This window comes from Jiangella sp. DSM 45060 (assembly GCF_900105175.1).
GTDB lineage: Bacteria > Actinomycetota > Actinomycetes > Jiangellales > Jiangellaceae > Jiangella.
In genome coordinates, this window is the sequence record NZ_LT629771.1 from 7000529 (window position 1) to 7020892 (window position 20364).

12 protein-coding genes are annotated in these 20364 nt (G+C 73.3%); 4 read left to right on the forward strand and 8 right to left on the reverse strand.

Features of this window, described 5'->3' with window-relative positions:
- Nucleotides 1-33: 33 nt before the first annotated feature.
- Both BLU82_RS31690 and BLU82_RS31695 read left to right on the forward strand, forming a co-directional pair.
- Nucleotides 34-756 carry an LPXTG cell wall anchor domain-containing protein gene (locus BLU82_RS31690; protein WP_157741392.1) on the forward strand — a complete coding sequence of 241 codons (723 nt, stop codon included), beginning with the start codon at nucleotides 34-36 and terminating at the stop codon, nucleotides 754-756.
- Nucleotides 753-8072 carry an HtaA domain-containing protein gene (locus BLU82_RS31695; protein WP_092624794.1) on the forward strand — a complete coding sequence of 2440 codons (7320 nt, stop codon included), beginning with the start codon at nucleotides 753-755 and terminating at the stop codon, nucleotides 8070-8072. The genes BLU82_RS31690 and BLU82_RS31695 overlap by 4 nt, the downstream gene beginning before the upstream one ends.
- Nucleotides 8073-8203: 131 nt before the next feature.
- Here BLU82_RS31695 and BLU82_RS31700 read toward each other — a convergent pair whose 3' ends face one another.
- Nucleotides 8204-9637, reverse strand: a complete 1434-nt coding sequence (locus BLU82_RS31700) for an MFS transporter (protein WP_092626642.1) — start codon at nucleotides 9635-9637, stop codon at nucleotides 8204-8206.
- A gap of 139 nt (nucleotides 9638-9776) precedes the next feature.
- Between BLU82_RS31700 and BLU82_RS31705 the strand changes: the two genes are divergently transcribed.
- The gene (locus BLU82_RS31705) at nucleotides 9777-10427 is read left to right on the forward strand and encodes a LysE family translocator (RefSeq protein WP_092624795.1); all 651 of its coding nucleotides are present in this window, start codon (nucleotides 9777-9779) and stop codon (nucleotides 10425-10427) included.
- Between the two features lie 47 nt (nucleotides 10428-10474).
- Here BLU82_RS31705 and BLU82_RS31710 read toward each other — a convergent pair whose 3' ends face one another.
- Nucleotides 10475-11401 (reverse strand): phosphotransferase family protein, encoded by a 927-nt coding sequence (locus BLU82_RS31710; protein ID WP_092624796.1) that lies wholly within the window; start codon nucleotides 11399-11401, stop codon nucleotides 10475-10477.
- A gap of 18 nt (nucleotides 11402-11419) precedes the next feature.
- Between BLU82_RS31710 and BLU82_RS31715 the strand changes: the two genes are divergently transcribed.
- Nucleotides 11420-12922 (forward strand): methyltransferase, encoded by a 1503-nt coding sequence (locus BLU82_RS31715; protein ID WP_231947632.1) that lies wholly within the window; start codon nucleotides 11420-11422, stop codon nucleotides 12920-12922.
- A gap of 176 nt (nucleotides 12923-13098) precedes the next feature.
- On the opposite strand, the gene BLU82_RS31720 is transcribed toward BLU82_RS31715, so the two are convergent.
- The 6 genes from BLU82_RS31720 to BLU82_RS31750 form a co-directional block, all read right to left on the reverse strand.
- Nucleotides 13099-13986, reverse strand: a complete 888-nt coding sequence (locus BLU82_RS31720) for a nickel/cobalt transporter (RefSeq protein ID WP_092624798.1) — start codon at nucleotides 13984-13986, stop codon at nucleotides 13099-13101.
- A complete protein-coding gene (locus BLU82_RS31725) occupies nucleotides 13983-14681 on the reverse strand; it encodes a hypothetical protein (protein ID WP_092624799.1) in 699 nt (232 codons plus the stop codon). The genes BLU82_RS31720 and BLU82_RS31725 overlap by 4 nt, the downstream gene beginning before the upstream one ends.
- A gap of 654 nt (nucleotides 14682-15335) precedes the next feature.
- Nucleotides 15336-15752, reverse strand: coding sequence for a VOC family protein (locus BLU82_RS31735; protein ID WP_092624801.1), 417 nt, complete (start codon nucleotides 15750-15752; stop codon nucleotides 15336-15338).
- A 41-nt stretch (nucleotides 15753-15793) separates the two neighbouring features.
- Nucleotides 15794-18010 carry a TIM-barrel domain-containing protein gene (locus tag BLU82_RS31740; RefSeq protein ID WP_092624802.1) on the reverse strand — a complete coding sequence of 739 codons (2217 nt, stop codon included), beginning with the start codon at nucleotides 18008-18010 and terminating at the stop codon, nucleotides 15794-15796.
- Complete coding sequence (locus BLU82_RS31745) at nucleotides 18007-19116, reverse strand: glycoside hydrolase family 15 protein (RefSeq protein WP_092624803.1); 1110 nt, start codon at nucleotides 19114-19116, stop codon at nucleotides 18007-18009. The genes BLU82_RS31740 and BLU82_RS31745 overlap by 4 nt, the downstream gene beginning before the upstream one ends.
- Nucleotides 19113-20360, reverse strand: a complete 1248-nt coding sequence (locus tag BLU82_RS31750; RefSeq protein ID WP_092626647.1) for a sugar ABC transporter substrate-binding protein — start codon at nucleotides 20358-20360, stop codon at nucleotides 19113-19115. The genes BLU82_RS31745 and BLU82_RS31750 overlap by 4 nt, the downstream gene beginning before the upstream one ends.
- Between the last annotated feature and the right edge of the window lie 4 nt (nucleotides 20361-20364).

Genomic DNA, 20364 nt, shown 5'->3' on the forward strand with positions numbered 1-20364 from the left:
TCACGTCGCCGTCGACTCGCGACGGCACTGGGGGTGGTCCTGGCGACGGGCGGCTCGTTGAGCCTCGCCGGGACCGCGGCGGCCGCATCCGCCACGGGCCCGGAAGGCCAGACGATCACCGTTTCCAAGGTCGACGGACTCGACCCGGCCGGTGAGACGATCACCGTCCACGGCGAGGGCTACGACCTCACCAAGGGCATCTACGTCGTGGTGTGTGTCAACAACGGCGCAGGTCAGCAGCCCACTCCGTGCCTCGGCGGCGCCGACATGGAAGGCGGCGGCGGTGCCTCGGCGTGGATCTCGTCGAACCCGCCGTCCTACGGCGAGGGCCTGGCGACGCCGTTCGAGGAGGTCGGCGGCAAGGGCTCGTTCGACGTCCAACTGAGCGTCGCCGCGGGTGACGAGTTCACCGATTGCCTCGACCCGGCCCAGGCGCCCAACGGCTGCGTCGTCGGCACCCGCGCCGACCACACCCGCACGGCCGACCGCAGCGCCGACGTGCTGCTGCCGATCACCTTCGCCAGCGCGGGCAGCGGCGCCGATGGCGGTGGCGCGTCCGGGACCGACGCCGACACGCCGTCGCCGTCGTCGACCACGACGGCCGCCGCGGGCGCCGGGGCCGGCGGCGCGTCCGACCTGGCCCAGACGGGTGCCTCGATCATGCCGGCCGCGCTGGCCGGACTGGCCCTGCTCGGCGGTGGAGCGGCCGCAGTCGCCGTTCGCCGTCGTCGTACCGAGGAGACGAACCGACCGTGAGGACCACATCGTTCAGACCGGTCGTGGCGACGCTGCTCGCCGCCGCGCTCGGGACCGGCACGCTGGTCGCCGGCACCGCACCCGCAGCCCTTGCGGCGCCCGCCCCCACGGCTGAGACCGCAACGGCGGCCGACGTCGCCAGCGGCAGCCTCGACTGGGGCGTCAAGGCGTCGTTCCGGAACTACATCACCGGCCCGATCGCGCACGGCTCCATCGAGGTGCGCGACCCCGCCACGCCCAACGAGGACGGCACGTTCCGGTTCGCCGACGCGACCGGCACCGCGGACCCCGGCACCGACCCCGGCGCCGGCACGGCCGACCTGTCCTTCGCCGGCGAGGTCTACTTCGCCGGTCACGACATGGGCGCCGGCCCGCTGCTCGAGCTGACCGTGACCGACCCGCGGGTGGCCGTGACGTCCGCGACCGAGGGCCTGCTGGTGGCCGACGTGGTCAGCAAGTCGCTGGACTCCGGTGAGCTGGTCACCTACGACGACGTCGAACTGGCGGACCTCGACCTCACCGACCACCCGCTGACGTTCGACGGCGACACGGTGTCGGCGACGGGCGTTCCGGCGACGTTGACCGCGGCCGGCGTGCCGGCGTTCGCGAACTTCTACACCGCCGGCACCGCCCTCGACCCCGTCACCTTCACCGCCACCCTGGAAGCAACGGCGCCGGGCTGGGAGCCGTCGATCGAGGTGTTCGCGGCCGACGGGACCACCCCGGTAGCGGATGCCGACCTCACCTACGGCGACACCGTCGTCGTGCGCGGCAGCGGGTTCGACCCCGAGGGCAACGTCGCGCCCGAAGGCAACCGCCCGCCGATCCCGGCCGGCGTTCCCGCCGGCGCGTACGTCGTCTTCGGCAAGTTCGCCGACCAGTGGCGCCCCTCGACCGGCGCGCCGTCGGCCAGCCGCGTCGTGGGCGCCCAGCAGTGGGCGCTGGCGCAGAGCGCGCTCGACCAGGTGCCGGCGCAGTACCAGGACGCGATCCGCGCACAGTGGGTCGAGCTCGCGGCCGACGGCACGTTCACCGCCGAGCTGACGCTGGCCAAGCCGACCGACCGCAGCACCGGCGAGCCGGTCGAGTGGCCGGAGACCGGCACGCTCGGCGTCTACACCTACGCCGCCGGCGGCACGACCAACGCCGATCAGGAGCTGGGCGTCCCGCTGACCGTCGCCGAGGAGCCCGACCCGGACCCCGAGCCGGTCGTGGTGACCGACGCCACCTTCGAGTGGGGCATCAACCTGGTCTCGCAGTACGGTTCGCCGGCCGGTGGCTGCAGCTTCTTCGTCGCCGGTATCGCCGACGGCACCGAGGCCAGCTACAAGACGCAGGACGGTGATGTCTACCTGCTCAAGCGGCTGGCCGACGGCCGCGCCACCCAGGTGACCGCCGAGAACCGCTGCCTCCCGCTCGTCGACGACAAGATCAACCAGCGTGCGCTGTTCACCGGCGGCGCCGGCGAACTGGACGCGACCGGCGCCGGCAGCATCGCCTGGACCGGCGCGTTCACGATCTACTCCTACGGCGGCATGGTGCCGTGGTACGTCAAGGACCCGGTGCTGACGATCGACGGCGCGGGCAACGGCGCCATCACCGCGGAGGTCGGCGGCTTCGCGTCGTCGATGGAGGACCCGACGGTCAAGGAACCGCTCGACCCCGAGCAGGACGTGACCATCCTGGAGCTGTCGGGCGTCGCGATCGAGGACGGTGTCGTCTCCGGCACGCCGGTCTATCGCGGCGTCGACTACTTCCCGCTGAACGACCCGACGGACCCGGAATCGGGCCGGCGTGAGACGTCGGCGATCCCGGACGAGGCGAAGGCGGCCAACCCGGACTGGGGCTCGTGGCCGACCCCGATCGTCGACTTCCACTACCGCACCGGGCTGTCGTCGTACTGGCACAGCAGCGGGCTGAGCGCCGACCCGAACAAGCCGCCGCTGCCGGTGCTGCTCGACCTCGACGGCGGCGTGCCGGAGTTCGTCGACGTCGCCCCGATCACGATCAGCGGGCAGCCGCAGTGGGCGCAGGCCGTCACCGGCGAGGACGCCACGTTCAGCGTCGCCGCCGAGAGCGACGACGCCCTGACCTACCAGTGGCAGCGGCGCGCCCCGGGCGTGGCCGACTGGGTGGACGTCGACGGCGGCACCGGCGCGACGCTGACGCTGCCGGCCGTGACGCCGGCCGACACCGGCACCTACGTCCGCGTGGTCGTCACCAACAGCACGACGTCGGCCACCTCGGAGGCGGCCGGGGTGCAGGTCCAGGACGCGGCGGCGCCGGAGGTGTGGTCGTCGCCTGCCGACGTCACCACGTTCGCGGGCTACCGGGCGCAGTTCGCCGCCGACATCGCCGGCTGGCCGCCGCCCGCGTACCAGTGGCAGACCAGCACCGACGGCGGCGCCACCTGGGGCGATCACGGCGAGGCGGGGAGCGCTAGCATCGTCGAGTTCACCGACGTGATCCCCGGTTTCGACGGTCTGTTGGTTCGCGCGGTCGGCAGCAACGGCCGCGGCGCCGACGTCGTCACCGAGGCCGCCGAGCTGACCGTGCTGCCGGCGCCGTCGGAGCCGACGCTGGTGTTCCCCGAGGGCGCCGAGTACGACCCCGCGGCGGAGCACCTGGTGGTCGAGGTTCTTGGTGGCGGCTACCCGGTGCCGACGAGCAACACGATCATGGCCGTCGTCGAGGCGGACGTCTGGGCCGGCCGTGGCGACACGTTCGACTACGAGAACGAGGCGGTCGCGTGGTCGCACCTGCACTCGATCAACTTCACCGACGGGTTCGTGAGGCCCGCCCTGTATCTGGGGACGGGGCTGATCGACGCGGCGAAGGACTACGTCTTCGTCACGTTCAGCGCCACAGCGGGTGACCGGAGCCACGACGCCGAGGTGGCGATCCCCTTCGCCTCGGGGGAACCCACCTGGGAGCCGTCGATCGAGGTGTTCGCCGCCGACGGCGTGACCCCGGTGGCCGACGCCGAGCTGAGCTACGGCGACACCGTTGTCGTGCGCGGCAGCGGGTTCGACCCCGAGGGCAACGTCGCGCCCGAGGGCAACCGTCCGCCGATCCCGGCCGGCGTTCCCGCCGGCGCGTACGTGGTGTTCGGCGCGTTCGCCGACCAGTGGCGGCCGTCCGAGGGCGCACCGTCGTCGGCGCGCACCGTGGGCGCCCAGAAGTGGGCGCTGGCGCAGGCCGCGCTGGACCAGGTACCGGCGCAGTATCAGGACGCGATCAAGGCGCAGTGGGTCGAGATCGCGGCCGACGGCACGTTCACCGCTGAGCTGACGCTGGCCAAGCCGACGGATCGCACGACCGGCGAGCCGGTCGAGTGGCCGGCGGACACCACGCCAGGCGTGTACACCTACGCGGCGGGCGGCACGACGAACGCGGACCAGGAACTGGCCGTGCCGCTCACCGTCGCCGACGACGAGCCGGCCGCGCCCGCGCTCACGCTGTCGGCGTCGACCGGCCTGGACAACGCCGGCACGAACGTCATCGGCGTGACCGGCAGCGGATTCGACCCGCAGACGGCGATCGAGGTGGTACAGGCGGTCCGGGTGGAGGGCGCGGATCCGTCGACGTGGCCGAAGGCGATCGGCTCGGCCCGCGTGATGACGACGGCCGATGGCGAGTTCCTCGCGCCGGTGTCGCTCACCGCCGTGACCTCGCGGTTCGTCCCGGATGGCAGCGGCGACATCTACGACTGCCAGGTCGTGGAGTGCGTCGTGCTCGCCTATGACTTCGGTGACCCGGCCGACCGGACCCAGGACACCTGGGCCCCGATCGCGTTCGACGACGCCGAGCGGCCCGCGCCGTCGGTGACGCTGGACGCTGCCGAGTTCCCGGCCGAGGGCGGTTCGACCTACGTGCACGGCACCGGCTTCGTCGCCGGTGACCACCTGCTGGTCGTGCAGACCAGCGCGCTGGGCACGGCGAGCGACCCGCGCGAGCTGCCGCGCAACCCGGCCGGCACCAGCCAGCTGGTTCCCGGCGAGGGCGACGGTGCGTGGAGCCTGAAGCTCGACGGCCTCGCGCCGACCTTCACGACGGACGACGGCGCGACGGTCGACTGCCGCGAGGTGGAGTGCGCCGTGGCGGTGTTCCCGAGCCGCCGCGCCGACCTCGACCAGAGCGTCTTCGTGCCGATCACGTTCGCCGACGAAGAGCCGCCGACGGGCGCCGGCACCCTCGACTGGGGCGTCAAGGCGTCGTTCCGGAACTACATCACCGGTCCGATCGCGCACGGGTCGATCGAGGTGCGCGACCCGGCGACGCGGAACGAGGACGGCACGTTCCGGTTCGCCGACGGCACCGGCACCGGGACCGCGGAGGAGGCCGAGCTGACGTTCGCCGGTGAGGTCTACTTCTCCGGTCACGACGCCGGGTCGGGCCCGCTGCTGGAGCTGACCGTCACCGACCCACGGGTCGTCGTCGCGTCCGCGACCGACGGCGTTCTGGTGGCCGACGTGGTGAGCAAGTCGCTGGAGTCCGGCGAGCTGGTGACCTACGACGACGTCGAGTTCGCGACGCTGGACTTCACCGACCACCCGATCACCGTGACCGACGGGGTCGCGACGGCGTCCGGAGTGCCGGCGGCGTTGACGGCGGCCGGCGCCGAGGCGTTCGCCGGGTTCTACGCCGCGGGCACCGAGCTGGACTCCGTCACGTTCAGCGTGACGCTGGAGGACGAGCCGCCGACTCCGACACCGACGGTCGTCGTGTCCGAGGTGACGGATCTCGACCCGTACGCCGACCAGATCACCGTCACCGGGTCGGGGTTCACCCCCGCCGACCTGGCCGGCGGCCTGCGCGTCGGTGTCGGCGTGGTGACGGGCGACGGCAGCGTGCCGGCGCTGGACCCCGTCGAGACCGTTACGTTCCAGCCGGTCAGCGGCCTGCTGTCGTTCGGCCGCGCGGCGCTCGGCGCGTTCGAGGTGACGCTGACGACCGGCACGGTCGAGCCGGGCACGACGCTGGCGGTGCACACGTCGCCGGTCGACCCTGCGGCCGACCCCGCGTACACGACGCAGACGCCCATCGCGTTCGCCGACGTCCGCACCCCGCAGCTCACCGTCACTCCGACGGAGGAGCTGTCGGTCGGGACCGAGGTGCGGATCGAGGGCACCGGGTTCGCGCCGAACCGCCGGATCTCGCTGGCGATCACCGCCAACGCCGAGCAGGACCCCGAGTACGGCTGGCCGACCGGCTGGCTGCAGCACGAGGTCGTGCAGGCCGATGCGTCGGGCGCGCTCTCGCGGACGCTGACGCTGGCCGGCACCGTGACCGGCAGCGGAGTGGACTGCGCCGAGACGGCGTGCTTCGTGGCGAGCTTCAGCTCGGCGCAGGCGTCCGACGCGACGCCGGTCGACTATCGCGCCGACCGCAGCCAGGACGTGGTGGTGCCGGTGACGTTCGCGACCGACCCCGGCCCCGAGCCGGAGCCGCCGGCCGTCACCGCCGACCCGGACCCCGTTGTGCAGGGCGAGGAGGTGACCTTCACCGGTACCGGGTTCGCGCCCGGCGCCTCGGTGACGGCCGTCGTCGACCGCGGCACGACGCCGCCGGGTGGCACCGGCACGCTGGACTGGGGTGTCAAGGCGTCGTTCCGGAGCTACATCACGGGGCCGATCGCGCACGGGTCCATCGAGGTGCGCGACCCGGCGACGGAGAACGACGACGGTACCTTCCGCTTCGGCGAGGGCACCGGCGACGCGACCGCGTTGGCGTTCGCCGGCGAGGTGTACTTCTCCGGTCACGACATGGGCGCCGGCCCGCTGCTCGAGCTGACCGTCACCGACCCACGGGTCACGGTGGCGTCGTCGACGCAGGGCATGCTGGTGGCCGACGTGGTGAGCAAGTCGCTGGACTCCGGTGAGCTGGTGACCTACGACGACGTCGAGCTGGCGACGCTGGACTTCACCGACCATCCGGTGACCGAGACCGGCGGTGTCGTGACGGCGTCGGACGTGCCGGCGGCGCTGACGGAGGCCGGCGTGGCGGCCTTCGCCGACTTCTACCCCGCGGGCACCGAGCTGGACCCGGTCACGTTCGCGGTGCCGGTGGACGAGGCCGCGCGTGTGGCCGACACCCACGCGGCCGCGGCCTCGGTGGAAGCGGGCAGCGGAACCGTTGGCGACGACGGCACGGTGCAGATCGGCTGGACCGTGCCGGAGGACCTCGTGGCCGGCGGGCACACCGTCGACCTCGTGGTCGCGGACGAGTCGCTGGCCAGCGCCGCCTTCACCGTCGAGGAAGCGGGCGAGGAGCCGCAGCCCGACCCGGACCCGGCGGTCAGCGTCGACCCGGAGACGGTGGCGCAGGGCGAGACGGTCACCTTCACCGGCACCGACTTCGGCCCCGAGGAGACGGTCGAGGCGACGATCCTGATCGACGCCGCGACCGAGGAGCTGACGTTCGAGAACGACAACGGCCAGGCGATCACCGTCAGGTCTGCCGACGGCACTCCTCTGGTGCAGCGCGACGGCAAGCTGCTGGTCGTCGACGGCGGCCAGCTGGACGTCACGGTGACCGGGCTGGAACCGACCAGCGAGGAGAACACGCCGGACGCTCCGGCCGGGTTCTACCTGCTGACGGCGGTCGACAACGGGCCGGGTGAGGTGGCGACGCCGGCCATCGGCGGTGCCGACACCAGTGGGGGGTCGGGCACCTCGAGGTGGATCACCAACTTCCCGTACGCGGGGAGCGAGGACGTCGTGGTGCCGATCGCCGGCGGCGTGGCCGAGACGTCGATCGCGCTGGTCGCGGCCGACGAGTACGCCGACTGCGACGCCGGCTGCGTGCTCTACCTGCGCACCGACCACCGGTCGGCGGCCAACCGCAGGTTCGACCTGCGGGTGCCGCTGGAGTTCGTCAGCGCCGACGCGCTGGGCGAAGCGGCGGAGGCCGAGCCCGTCACCGTCACGGGCACGACGTCGGAGGACGGCACGGTGCGCATCGACTGGACCGTCCCGGCCGACTCGCCGGTGGGCCCGGCCACCGTCACGCTGACCGGCGCGGACTCCGCGCTGACGGCGTCGGCGCCGTTCACCGTGACCGCCGCCCAGCCCGGTGACGACGGTGGTTCCGACGAAGGCGGCGACGATGACGGTGGCGACGCCGGCGGGGCGGCTGATGGCTCGGACGACGGCACCGACAACGGCGCCGACGGCGGCGCTGACAGCGGCGGCGACAGCGGTGACGGCGACCTGCCCGACACCGGCGCCGACCCGCTGGCGGTGCTGATCGCCGGGCTGATGCTGCTGGCCGGTGGCATCGCGGTCGTGCTCTACGGCCGCCGTCGCCGGGCCTGATCGTCGGATCGTGCACCTGGCCGTTCTCCTAAGAGGGCGGCCAGGTGCACGCCTGTCTTTCGTACGCATGTCGCCCTCCTCGGGACTCGAAGTTGATCTTGAGAAGAGGTTGGCATACTCTCGCTTCAAGATCAACTTTGAGCGGAGGGAGCGTGACGATGAGAGCCCAGCAGCAAGGCGGTCAGTGCGGCGGCCGCCAACAGGATCACGCCGCCGACGGTCAGCGCGGCGGTGTAGCCGTGCACCACGGCCGTGGCCGCCCCCGTCCCGGTGAAGGCGGCCGTCGCCGCGGCGGCCACCGTGTTCAGCAGCGCCGTTCCCAAGGCGGCGCCCACCTGCTGGGCGGCGTTGTACGCGGCCGACGCGGCGCCGACCTCGTGGCCGCGCATGCCCTCGGTGGCCATGCCTGCGGTCGGCGACAGCACGCAGCCGAGGCCGAGCCCCGTCAGCGCCATCGCCGGCAGCAGGTACAGCGCGAGCACGTGCGACGTGTCCGCGCGCAATTGGGTGAGCAGCAACGTCCCGGCGGCGGCCGCGAGCAGTCCGGGCACGATCAACGCCGCCGGCCTCACCCGCCCGTACAGCCGCCCGGCCAGCAGCACCGACCCGACCACCGCGGCCGCGGAGTTGACGATCAGCGTCAGGCCGGCCTGCGCCGGGGAGTAACCGAGCACCGTCTGCGTGTAGTAGCTCATGAACAGGTAGAAGCCGAACATCGCGACGAACAGCAGCGTCACGGCGACGCACGCGGCGGCCCGCACCCGGTGTCGCAGCACGTGCATCGGCAGCAGCGGGCGCGCGACTCTCGACTCCACCATGACGAACGCCGTCAGCAGCGCCAGCCCACCGGCCAGCAGCATCCACACCTGACCGGAGCCCCAGCCCAACGACTCGGCCCGGGCGAAGCCGTACACCAGTGCCGCGAATCCAGCCAGGCTGAGCAGTGCGCCGCCGACGTCCAGACAGCCACGGTCGCGGATCGCCTGGCCGGCCGGGACCAACGCCACGCCGAGCGCCGCGAGCAGCGCGATCGGCACGTTGACGTAGAGGCACCAACGCCAGCCGGCATACTCCGTCAGCAGTCCGCCGGCGATCAGCCCGACCGCCGACCCAGCCGCACCCACCGCCGCGAACACGCCGAACGCGCGGCCGCGGTCGCCTCCGGTGAACGTCGTGGCCAGCAGCGACAGCCCGGCCGGAGCGAGCAGTGCGGCGAACGCGCCCTGCAGGGCCCGCGCGCCGAACAACAGTTCTGGCGTGCCTGCGGCGCCGCCAAGCACCGACGCGGCGGCGAAGCCGAGCAGCCCGGTGATGAACGCGCGCCGATGCCCCAGCGCACCGCTCACTCGCCCGCCGATCAGCAACAGCCCGCCGAACGTCAGCGCGTAGGCCGTGATCACCCAGTGCCGGTCGCCGTCCGCCATCCCCAACGACTCCTGCGCCGACGGCAGCGCGATGTTCACGATCGTGCCGTCCAGCACGACCAGCAGCTGCGCCGCACTCACCACCGCCAGCGTCCACCAGTGCCGCCCGGTGACCTGCGTCTTCTCCGTGTCGAGACTCATGACTTCCATCGTGTCGTTGAAGCGAGCCCGGAGACTTTGCGTCGCTTGTCGCCCGGTGAGCAGCACGGATCGCCCGCCCGGCCCTCAACCGGCGGTTCACACCCGGAATCGATCCAGCGGGCGGCCGGTTGGATCGAGCATGGTGACCACCGCAGCACTGCTGGGAATCGCGGCCGTCGCGTTGGGCCTGGTGCTCACCCCGGGGCCGAACATGATCTACCTGGTGTCGCGGTCGGTGACCCAGGGACGCCGTGCGGGTCTCATCTCACTGACCGGCGTCGCGGCCGGGTTCCTCGTCTATCTGCTGGCCGCGGCGGTCGGCATCGCGGCGGTGTTCACGCTGGTTCCGGCGTTGTACACGGCGCTGAAGATCGCCGGCGCGGCGTACCTGCTGTGGCTGGCGTGGAAGGCCATCCGGCCCGGCGGCGACTCGGTGTTCGCGCCGAAGCCGCTGCCGGCCGACCGGCCCCGCCGGCTGTTCGCCATGGGCCTGGTGACGAACCTGCTCAACCCGAAGATCGCCATCCTCTACGTGTCGCTGCTGCCGCAGTTCGTCGACCCCGCGCGCGGCAGTGTGGCGACGCAGAGCGTGCTGCTCGGGCTGACGCAGATCGTCGTCGCGCTGACCGTCAACGCGCTGATCGTGCTGACCGCCGGTTCGCTGGCGTCGTTCCTCGGCTCGCGGCCGCTGTGGCTGCGGGCGCAGCGCTGGGTGATGGGGTCAGTGCTGGCCGGGCTCGCGGTGAAGATGCTCACCGACCGGTCGAGGCCCGTGGCCGCCGCGACCTAGCCCGCTTCGGTAGCGCAGCGCCAGCGGGATCGGCGGAGCGTGTGGCGTCAGGCCAGCCGCCGGTGAACACCGGCGAATCCGCGCGCCGCCTCCGCACGGCAGAACGCGGCCAGTGTCGGCAGCCCGGGTTGTGGTGGCTGCGCGCCACGCCAGGCCTGGCCTCCGGCGAAGGCCAGCAGCAGGTCCGTCACCACGTCCGGGGCGACGGGCTCGGCGGCCATCAACTCGTCGAACGCGGGCGTGTCCACCCAGTTCAGCGCCAGCATGAATGCGTCGCCCCAGGACGGGCCGAGGCACGACATGCCCCAGTCGACGATCGCCGCGGTGCCGTCCGGCCGTACGAGGAGGTTGTCCTCGCGGACATCCCAATGGCACAGCGCCTCGGCCGTGAGCCGCTCCGGCAGCGTCGCGACCCGCCGGTAGAGCTGGGCGATCTGGCCGGCCATCCACGGTGGCAGCACGTGGTCCGGTGCACCGGCGAGCTCGGCCCAACGCTCCCGCCAGCGCTCGGCCATCTCCGGCAGTCGCCGGTTGTCGCTCACCCCGGGCGGCGCCGGCGTCAGCTCGCGGGCCTGCCGACCGACCAGCTCGCGGACGACGGTCGCGTCGGCGCCGTGGGGGTCGGCGAGATCGGGCGGGCGGCCGTCGACGTCCTCCAGCAGCAGTGCGACCCAGTCGCCGTCGTCGTAGCCCGCCAGCAGCGCCGGTCGGTACCGCGCCGGCGGGAGGGCACGCAGCACGTCGATCTCGCGGCGGAACAGCACCGGCGTGTCCGGCTGCAGCGACGCGCCGACGGCCTTGATGAACGCCGTCCGCCCGCCGGCCGCGGACAGCCGGGTCGTGCACCCCGGCGACATGCCGCCGACCTGTTCGTTCGTCGTCACGACGGGAGCACCGAGGGACGTCTCGACCCACTCGCGCACCGCCGCGGGAACCTCCTCATACCGGACTCGGACGCCAACGGCTCGTGCCATCGCGACAGAATATTCGCCGTGACGACTTTGACTCCCGGCCCGTCCGACGACGACGTCGCCCGCGTGCGCGACGCGCTGGCGGCGGCCGGGTACACCGTCGACGGCGTCCGCGACCTGCTCGGTCCGCGGGCGGCAGCGGCGCTGGACCGCAACGAGACCACTCCGGGCCGGCTCGCCGTCGCCGGGTCGGACGAACCGGTGGCGCTGCTGGCACGTCTCTGGTCGCTGCAGGCGCCGGTCGAGCGGCGGTTGCTCGAGCGGGTGCTGCCCGTCGAGCCGCTGCTGGCCGGCGGCATCCTCGAGGCCAGCGCCGACGGCGACACCGTCCGGGCCGCGGTCGACATCCGGCCGTACGCCGACGACGCCGGCGACTGGTGGGTGGTCGCCGACCTCACGCCGGGCATGGACGGTCAACGGGCGCCGATCCCCGACGACCACGTCCTCGGCCTCAACGCCGCGTCCAGCACGCTCGCGCAGCTCACCGTGCGCCGGCCGGTCTCGCGCGCGCTCGACCTCGGCACCGGCTGCGGCGTGCAGTCGCTGCACCTCGCCCGGCACAGCGAACGGGTCGTCGCGACCGACGTGAACCCGCGGGCGCTGGCGCTGGCCGCACTCACCGTCCGTCTCAACGGCCTGGACGTCGACCTGCGCCGCGGCAGCCTGTTCGAGCCGGTCGACGGCGAGACGTTCGACCTGATCGCGACCAACCCGCCGTTCGTCGTCTCGCCCGGCGGCACGCACGTCTACCGCGACGGCGGCCTGCCCGGCGACGAGATCTCCCGTCGCGTCGTCGTCGACGGCGCCCGCCATCTGGCTGACGGCGGGCTGCTGCAGTCGCTGGCGAACTGGACGCACGTGCGCGGGGTCGACTGGCGTGACCGGCTCGGCGAGTGGGTCGCCGCCACTGGCTGCGACGCGTGGGTCATCCAGCGCGAGGTCGAGGACCCCGCCGAGTACGTCGAGCTCTGGCTGCGCGACTCCGGCGAGATCGGCGACACCGGATACGCGCAGCGCTACGCCGACTGGCTGCGGTGGTTCGACGAGCAGTCCGTCGAGGGCATCGGGTTCGGCTGGATCGCGCTGCGCCGCACCGGTGCCGCCGACCCGTCCGTCCGCATCGAGGAGTGGCCGCACGCCGTCGAACAGCCGCTCGGCCCAACGGTCGGCGCGTGGTTCGACCGCGTGACCGACCTCCGCATCGACGACGACGCGTTGCTGGCCGCTCGCTTGACCCAGGCCGACGGGGTCGTGCAGGAGCAGGTCGGCCGGCCCGGCGACGAGGATCCCGAGCACATCGTGCTGCGGCAGCGGCGTGGCCTGCTGCGCGCCGTCACCGCCAGAACCGCCGAGGCCGGGTTCGTCGGCGCCTGCGACGGGACGCTGCCGGCCGGGACCATCGTGGACGCGCTGGCGACGGTGCTGTCGGTCGACGCGGCGGAGCTCCGGGCCGATCTGCTGCCGCGGGTGCGGGCATTCGTGCAGGACGGGTTCCTGGAGGTCGCGAAGTCCTCGAGCCTCTGACCGCCGCCGGACGTGACCCGAAAGCCGCGGCCCGTGGCCCGTCGCGGGCGTCAGGAAAGCCGCGGCCGGTGGCTCGTCGTGGGCGCGGGCGGGTCTCGGGCGCTGGGCTGGTGGCGGTTGCGGTAGGGCCAGCCCTCCTCGTGGGAGCGCGGTGCCGTCGGTTGGGCAGGCAGCGGTCAGGCGGACCAGACCGCGGTCGCCCCGACGACGAGGTAGACGAGGCCGCCGAGGGTCACGCCGAGGGCTGCGACCAGTGGCACGGCGCGGGTGAGGAAGGAGAGCCGGGACGAGCGATGCGCCGAATCGGTCAGGAGCGAGCTGCCCTTGATCACCAGCAGGCCGACCGCGGTCAGCGTCCCGGCCAGCCCGATCGCGAAGCAGAGCACCAGGATCAGCGCGTACGCCGTCCGGCCGGTGAGAATGCCGCTGACCAGGATCAAGAACGCCGACGGCGACGGCAGCAGGCCGCCGGACAGGCCGAGCGCGACCAGACCCCGGCGCGACCACGGCGCCACGCCGGGCGGCGGCCCGTGCCCATGACCGTGCCCGTGCCCGTGCCCGTGATCGTGCCCGTGGCCATGCCCATGCCCATGAGCGAGCACGCGCTCGTGGCCCTGCCCATGACCGTCGCCGTGGTCATTCCCGGCCGCGGCGCCGTGCCCGTGACGGGCAGCGGCCAGCTCTCGCGCCGACCGCACGCTGCGCACGTACCGTCGCAGCAGCCCCACCCCCACGGCGACGACGATGAGGGCGGAGATGACCTGCAGCCACGACGTCAGCAGCCGCGTGTCGGTGCCGCCGGACGCGGTCAGGCCGACCCAGCCAAGGGCCAGTACGAGCACCGAGAACGTGTGCATCCCCGCGACGATCGCGCCGAGCAGCAGCGCGTCGCGGTAGCGTCCGTGCGCGCCGATCAGGTACGCCGCGGCGATGGTCTTGCCGTGTCCGGGCGCGACGGCGTGTGCGCAGCCCACCACGAGCGCCACGACCAGCCCGGCCCACCAGACGCCGGGGTTGTCGAAGAGCGAGATCAGCCGGTTGTCGAGCTCGTAGAGCCAGTTCACCGGGCGGCCCCGACCAGGTCAGGGGTCGCCGCGCGCTGGGTGGTGCCGCGACGCCACCAGAGCAGGATCCCGGCGAGCGCCGCCAGGATGAGCGCGCCGGCCGTCATCAGGGCGACGCGCGCCGTGCCGAGGCCGGTCGCCGTCGCGTCGAAGCTCCACTGCTGCGTGGCGGTCGTGTTCGTGAACAGCGCCTGTGCCGGCTCCGACGCGTCGTCCGACGTGACGACCGTGCGGTAGTTCTCGTTGAGGTCGGTGAGCGTCGTGACCGTCAGCTGCACCGTGTCGACCGGCCGCGGGCACGTGTAGACCATGCTGGCGCCGAGCGTCAGCAGCTCCTCCAGCTGGGTCACCTGCCCCTCGCACGGCCGCCCGTCCTGCTCGACGACGAAGTGCGAGAGCAGGTAGCTGGGCAGGTTGTCCGAGCGGGCCAGCAGGTCGGCGCCGGTCAGCTGCTCGCCGGTGCCGCCGGTCTGGTCGGTCTGGCCGGTGAACGCCCCGAGGAACTCGCCCAGGTTCACCCAGTCGTCCTCGGCCGCGGTCCACGTGACCGCCACCTCCGCGCCGTCCACGTCCAGCCGTGCCGACAACGGCGGGCCGAACGGATGCGCGGCGGCCGGCGTGGCGGCTCCGATCGCGGCGACGGCAACGGCGGCCGCGAGCGCGGCGACCAACCGGCGATGGTGGACGTGCGGCACCGGCCCTCCTTCGGCGTACGGGACTCCGCACAGCCAACCGTGGCCGGGCGCGCACCAGCCGCCGTCGGGCCGTCGGGCGCGTGAATCCCGGGTGAACATCCCGTTGGTCCCGGCATGTCCGGCTTTCAGGGTTGCGTGACGAGCGATCGCACGGGCCGGTACGGGGCGACGGGAAGGGGTGGCGGGCTGGCGTGGGGCGGGCGTCGTGAGGGTGACGAGGTGGGTGACGGCCGGCGTGGGGCCGGTGCGGGGCGACGGGGAAGGTGGCGGGCTGGCGTGGGGCTGGTGCCGTGATCCGACGACGCGGATGGAGGCGGTGCTGCGGGCTGGCGCCGCGGAGGGTGGCGGGCGGAGGGCCGTAGTCGGGCTGGCGTGGGGGCCGGTGCTGTGGGGCGTCGCGTAGGGGCGTGACGGTGTGGGCGTGGGGTGGTGCTGCGGGTTGGCGCCGCGGAGGGTGGCGGGCGGAGGGCCGTAGTCGGGCTGGTGTGGGGTCGGTGTCGCGGGGCGTCTCGTTGGGGCGACGAATGCGGACGTGGGGTGGTGCTGCGGGCCGGCGCCGCGGAGGGTGGCGCGCCGAAGGCCGCAGTCGGGCCGGCTCGGCGGCCGCAGTCGGGCGGCGTAGTCGGGCTCGTGGCCGCGGTCAGGCCGCCGCGGTCAGGCGGGCTCGGCGGCGGCAGCGGCTTCGGCCAGTTGGGCGTCGCTGCGGAGAACGCAGAACTCGTTGCCCTCGGGGTCGGCCATCGTCACCCAGCCGGTGCCGGGGCCGTACTTGCCGCGAAGGTCGGCCACCTCGGTGGCGCCGATGGAGCGCAGCCGCTCGACCTCCTCGTCCTGGGTGCGGTCGGTCGGCCGCAGGTCGAAGTGCAGCCGGTTCTTGACCGTCTTCCCCTCGGGGACCTCGATGAACAGCACCATGTGACTGCCGTCGGGCGTCTGGATCATGCACTCGTCGTGGCCGGGCTCGTTGGGGTCGTCGGGGAGGTCGATGTAGCCGAGGACCTGACGCCACCACTCGGACAGCTCGTAGGCGTTGGCGCAGTCGATGCTCGTGTGCGAGATGCGGGACGTCATGGGGTCACCCTGCCGCACGAGGGTGACCCCGGACGACCGAATTACGGGAGGTCCGTGAACGCCGAGCGCAGCGACGGCCAGGCCGACGCGCGGCAGTAGACCGGAACCTCGTCGAGCGGCACCGGCCGCGTCACCGTCCGCCCGCCCTCGAAGGCGGCACCGGTCCAGACGTCCACCCACGAGCCCGCCGGCAGGTACACGTCCCACTCCGAGGCGCCCGGCGAGAGCACCGGCGCCACCAGCAGGGAATCGCCCAGCAGGAACTGCCGGTCCACGACCGACCAGGCGTCGGCATCGGCCGGGAAGTCGAAGAACAGGCCCCGCATCAGTGGCGAACCACCCGCGACAGCGGAAGCAGCCGACGACGAGAGGTACGGCACCAGCCGCTCGCGCAGGTGCGCGAACCGGCGGAACACCGGCAGCACGCGCTCGTCACCGGTCTGCGAGGCGACGTTCCAGGGGGTGCGGTCGCGCGCCGGCAGCCGGTGGTGGTTGAACTCCGAGTGGTACTGCATGATCGGCATGAACGCCGACGCCGCCGCGGCGCGCAGGTAGAGCTCGGCGTCAGGCACGTCGCCGGAGAAGCCGGCGAGGTCCCAGCCCCAGTAGACGATCCCGCACGCGCCCGCCGTCACGCCCGCGACCACCGCCGAACGGAAGCCGGCCCACGTCGAGTCCTCGTCGCCGGCCCAGAACGCTCCGTGCGCTTGCGACCCGGTGAAGCCGGCCCGGCTGAACGTCACCGGCGCCTTGCCGGCCGAGCGCAGCAGGTCACCATAGGCTCGCGCATACTCGACCGGGAACCGGTTGTTCCCCGCGAGCCCACGGCCGGAGCCGTGCACGAGATCCCGGCCCCAGGCGTGCTCGCCGCCGTCGGTCTTGAAGCCGTCGATGCCGAGCTCCTCGACGAGGTACCGGCGCTTCGACGTCCACCACTCGCGCGCCTTCTCAGACGCGAGGTCCGGCATCAGCGCGAGCGGGAACCACCAGCCGCGGTTGCGGTACGGCCGCCCGTCGGCCTCGGTGACGACGAACCCGCCGGCCACCGCCGCGCGGACGTCGGCGGCCTGCTGGCCCCGGGGGTGCGGCCGCATCTTCAACAGCGGGATCTGCCACAGCAGGACGCGAACGTCCCGCGAGTGCAGCTCCTCCACCATCCCGCGCGGGTCCGGCCAGGCGCCGTCGGCGGGGAAGGTGAAGTCGGCCAGCCGGTGCGGGGCGCCGTCCTCGTTGACCTCGTACCGAGCGTCGCGGAACGCGGTGAACGTCGACTCGTCGCTCCACGCCTCGATGACCAGCGCGCCGACCGGGATGTCGTGCTGACGGTGCGCGTCCAGCTCCGCCATCACCCGGGCCTGCGTGTTCCACTCGTTGCCGCTGGCCCAGAGCCGGAACACCCAGTCAGGCAGTTCCTCGGGCCGCCCGGCCTCGGCGAGGAATCCGCGCAGCACCCCGGCCGGCGTCCCGGAGAAGACCCCGACGGACAGCGCGTCGGAACCGTCGAGGTCGGCCTCGACGACCAGCCGGTCCGGTGTCGTCGCGCCGACGTCGTACCAGGTGCGCTGGGCCGTCCGGACGTGGAACCCCCACGAAGCAGAAGCGCCGACCACCAGCGCGAACGGCATCGGCAGGTACGTCCGCCCGTGCGCGCCCTGCGCCTTGTACTGCTCGAACACGACGGCGTCGAGGGTGCGGCCGCGCTGGTCGACGGCGTCGTACCGCTCGCCGAACCCGACCACGCGCTCGTCCGGCGCCAGCCGCAGGGCGAACCGGACCCGCCGCGGCCCCTCCGGGACGGTCAGCCACTCGACGCTGCCCGGCACCAGCCGGTCGCCCTCGACGTCGAGGGAGAACGACGAGGACGACGACCACGCGCCCGCCGCCACCGGGAACCACCGCGTCCGCCGCACCGCACCCGACGACAGCGTCGCCACGAACCGGTACCGATACGTCGTCCCGGCTGCCAGCGGCGGCGTCGTCACCGACCAGAACGACCGGTCCGCCAGCGACCGCGCCTGCGCGGCGGCCAGGTGCCCACCGTCGGCGGAGTCAGCGGCTGAGGCAGAAACGGACGGCGCCAGCAGCGGCCACGTCTCCACACCGGACGGGCCGGACCACTCGCACACCACCGACGCGACTGACGCCGACGCCCGGACCCGCAGCTCGCACGTCTCGCCGTCGACCGGCAGCGCCGGCACCCGCTGGTCGCCGGTGACGGCGTACGGGTGCTCGGAGCCGAACGGACGGTGCCGGATCATCGCGCCCTCCCCACCAGGCCGAGCTCCGCGGCCAGCGTCAGGTACATGCCGTGCGACCACAGCAGCGGCGTCGCGACGGTGCCCCAGCGGTCGATCCACTCCTGCTCGCGCTCCGGCGCCAGCAGGTGTTGCCCGACCTGCTCCGGCAGCTCGCCCGACGGCGTGGCCTGCGCCGCGATCCACCGCAGCGACGCCAGCGCCTCGTCACGGCGCCCGGCGGCCGCGTGGTTCCAGCCGAGGAACGCCGTGAGCAGCGGCCACTGCCCGCCGCCGTAGAACGTGTCGGCGGCGTAGCGGTGCACACCGCCGTCGACGCACAGCGCGTCCTCGACCGCGGCCACCGTCGCGCGCCCGAGGTCACCGCCGGCCAGCCCGAACGGGACGACGCACGCCAGCAGGCTCGCGTCGACATCGCGAGCGCCGAGCCACTTCGTCAGGTGGCCGTCCACGACGCCGGACGACAGCACCAGCGCGTCGATGGCGCCGACGGCCTCGGCCGCGGTCGCCCGCTCGGTGCCCGAGAGCGCGGCCACCAGCGAAGGGTGCGACGCGGCCGCCGCCAGCCCGGCCCGGATCGCGCCCAGCGTGGACACGTGCCGGTGGTCGACGTGCTCCTCCCACCAGTCGTAGCAGGGCCGGGCCCAGAACGTCGTCAGGTACCGGACAGCGGTCGCCACCCCGGCGTCGACGCCGTCGACCGGACCGTGACGGTCCGTGTGCGCCGCCAGCGCCCACAGCCAGGTGCCGTAGCCGTCGAGCTGGAAGTCCCACCACGGGTCGTTCCCGACGCCGCCGTCGATCGTGTACCGGGTCGGCAGCAGGTCGGCGACCGGGATGTGCTCGCCCGACCGCGACCGCGCGACCAGCGCGTCGACTTGGTCGGCCCGTTTGGCCAGCACGTCGGCGCACCAGCGGTGGAACGCCGCCGGGCCGTCGGCGTCGCCGTAGCGGCTGGCGCCCTCGGCGATGAACGCGCCGTCGCGGAACCAGCTGTAGCCGCGGTACGCGCTGAACGTCGGGCTGGCCGGGTACGCGCCGGACGGGGCCTGGTGGGTCGCGATGACCCGGTGGCTGGCCTCGGCCAACGCGAGCAGGTCGTCCGTCACAGCAGCTCGTCCACCCTCGCGGCGGCGTCGGCGACGGCCTGCTCGACGGACTTGCGGCCGGCCGCGGCGTTGCCCAGCTCCTCGGTGACGGCGTCCTGCATCTCCTGCTGGCGAACGATCACCGGCGGCAGCACGGTCGCGTCCAACGCGTCGAAGACGGCCTGGCGGTTCGCCGGCGGGGTCTGCTCGAGGTACGGCGCCAGCTTGTCCTGGTCGGCGATCGGCGGCAGCTCCCAGCCCGCGTTCAGCCGGGTCTCGACGGTGGTGTCCGACGAGGTCAGGAACTCCAGCCAGGCCTGCGCCTCCTCGGGGTGCTCGCTGTTCGCGCTGACGACGACGCCGTTGGTGAACATCGCGCTGGCCTGGTTCGTGTCGCCGGGCTCGACGACGACGTCCCACTCGAACGGGACGTCGGCCAGCGGGCCGAACATCCAGATGCCGCTGTGCCACATGGCCAGCTTGCCCTCGCGGAACAGCGTCGAGTCGAAGTCGGGCGTGCCGGCGCCCTCGGCCTCGGTCGGCATGACGGTGCCGGACTTCTCGGCCAGCCAGGTCGCCGCGGCGATGCCCTCGGGGCTGTTGAACGCCGTCGCGCTGCCGTCGTCGGTGAGGAACTGGCCACCGGCCTGCGCCAGCGCCTTGTAGAACTCGTGGAAGGTGGCCGGCTGGTAGTCGCCCCAGACGCCGGCCGCGGTGTCCGTCAGCGCCTGTGCCGCGGCCCGCTCGTCCTCCCACGTCCAGTCCGCCGTCGGCTCCGGCACACCGGCCGCCGCGAACAGGTCCTTGTTGTAGAAGAGGACGACGTCGCTGAACGACTCGGGCAGGCCGACCTGGGCGCCGTCGTGCTGGAACGCCTCGAGCAGCGACGGCGTGTAGGCGTCGCCCTCGACGTCGAGCTCGGCGAGCGCGCCGCTCTCGGCGTAGGTCACGAAGTTCTCGTAGTTCAGCTCGAACGCGTCGGCCTCGGTGCCGCCGGCGACCGCCGTCTGCAGCTTGGTGAAGTAGTCGGCGAACGGCGTCGTCTCGACCTGGACGTCGATGTCCGGGTTCTCCTCCTCGAACGCGGCGACGATGGCCTCGAGGTTCTGCTCGTTGCCGCCGTTGGACGAGAACTCCTGGTACCGGACGACGACCTGGCCGTCCTCGCCGCCGTCGGAGCGGGTGGCCGAGCCCTGCGAGCAGGCCGACAGCGCCAGCAGCGCGGCCGCCGCGGCCACCGCGCCGAGCCGGATCGGGTGAGTCATGGGG

What these genes read in the sequence shown, in the direction of transcription:
- BLU82_RS31750 (WP_092626647.1), bottom strand. Translation starts at nt 20,360, where the DNA reads ATGACTCACCCGATCCGGCTCGGCGCGGTGGCCGCGGCGGCCGCGCTG.
- BLU82_RS31740 (WP_092624802.1), bottom strand. Translation starts at nt 18,010, where the DNA reads ATGATCCGGCACCGTCCGTTCGGCTCCGAGCACCCGTACGCCGTCACC.
- BLU82_RS31700 (WP_092626642.1), bottom strand. Translation starts at nt 9,637, where the DNA reads ATGAGTCTCGACACGGAGAAGACGCAGGTCACCGGGCGGCACTGGTGG.
- BLU82_RS31735 (WP_092624801.1), bottom strand. Translation starts at nt 15,752, where the DNA reads ATGACGTCCCGCATCTCGCACACGAGCATCGACTGCGCCAACGCCTAC.
- BLU82_RS31710 (WP_092624796.1), bottom strand. Translation starts at nt 11,401, where the DNA reads ATGGCACGAGCCGTTGGCGTCCGAGTCCGGTATGAGGAGGTTCCCGCG.
- BLU82_RS31705 (WP_092624795.1), top strand. Translation starts at nt 9,777, where the DNA reads ATGGTGACCACCGCAGCACTGCTGGGAATCGCGGCCGTCGCGTTGGGC.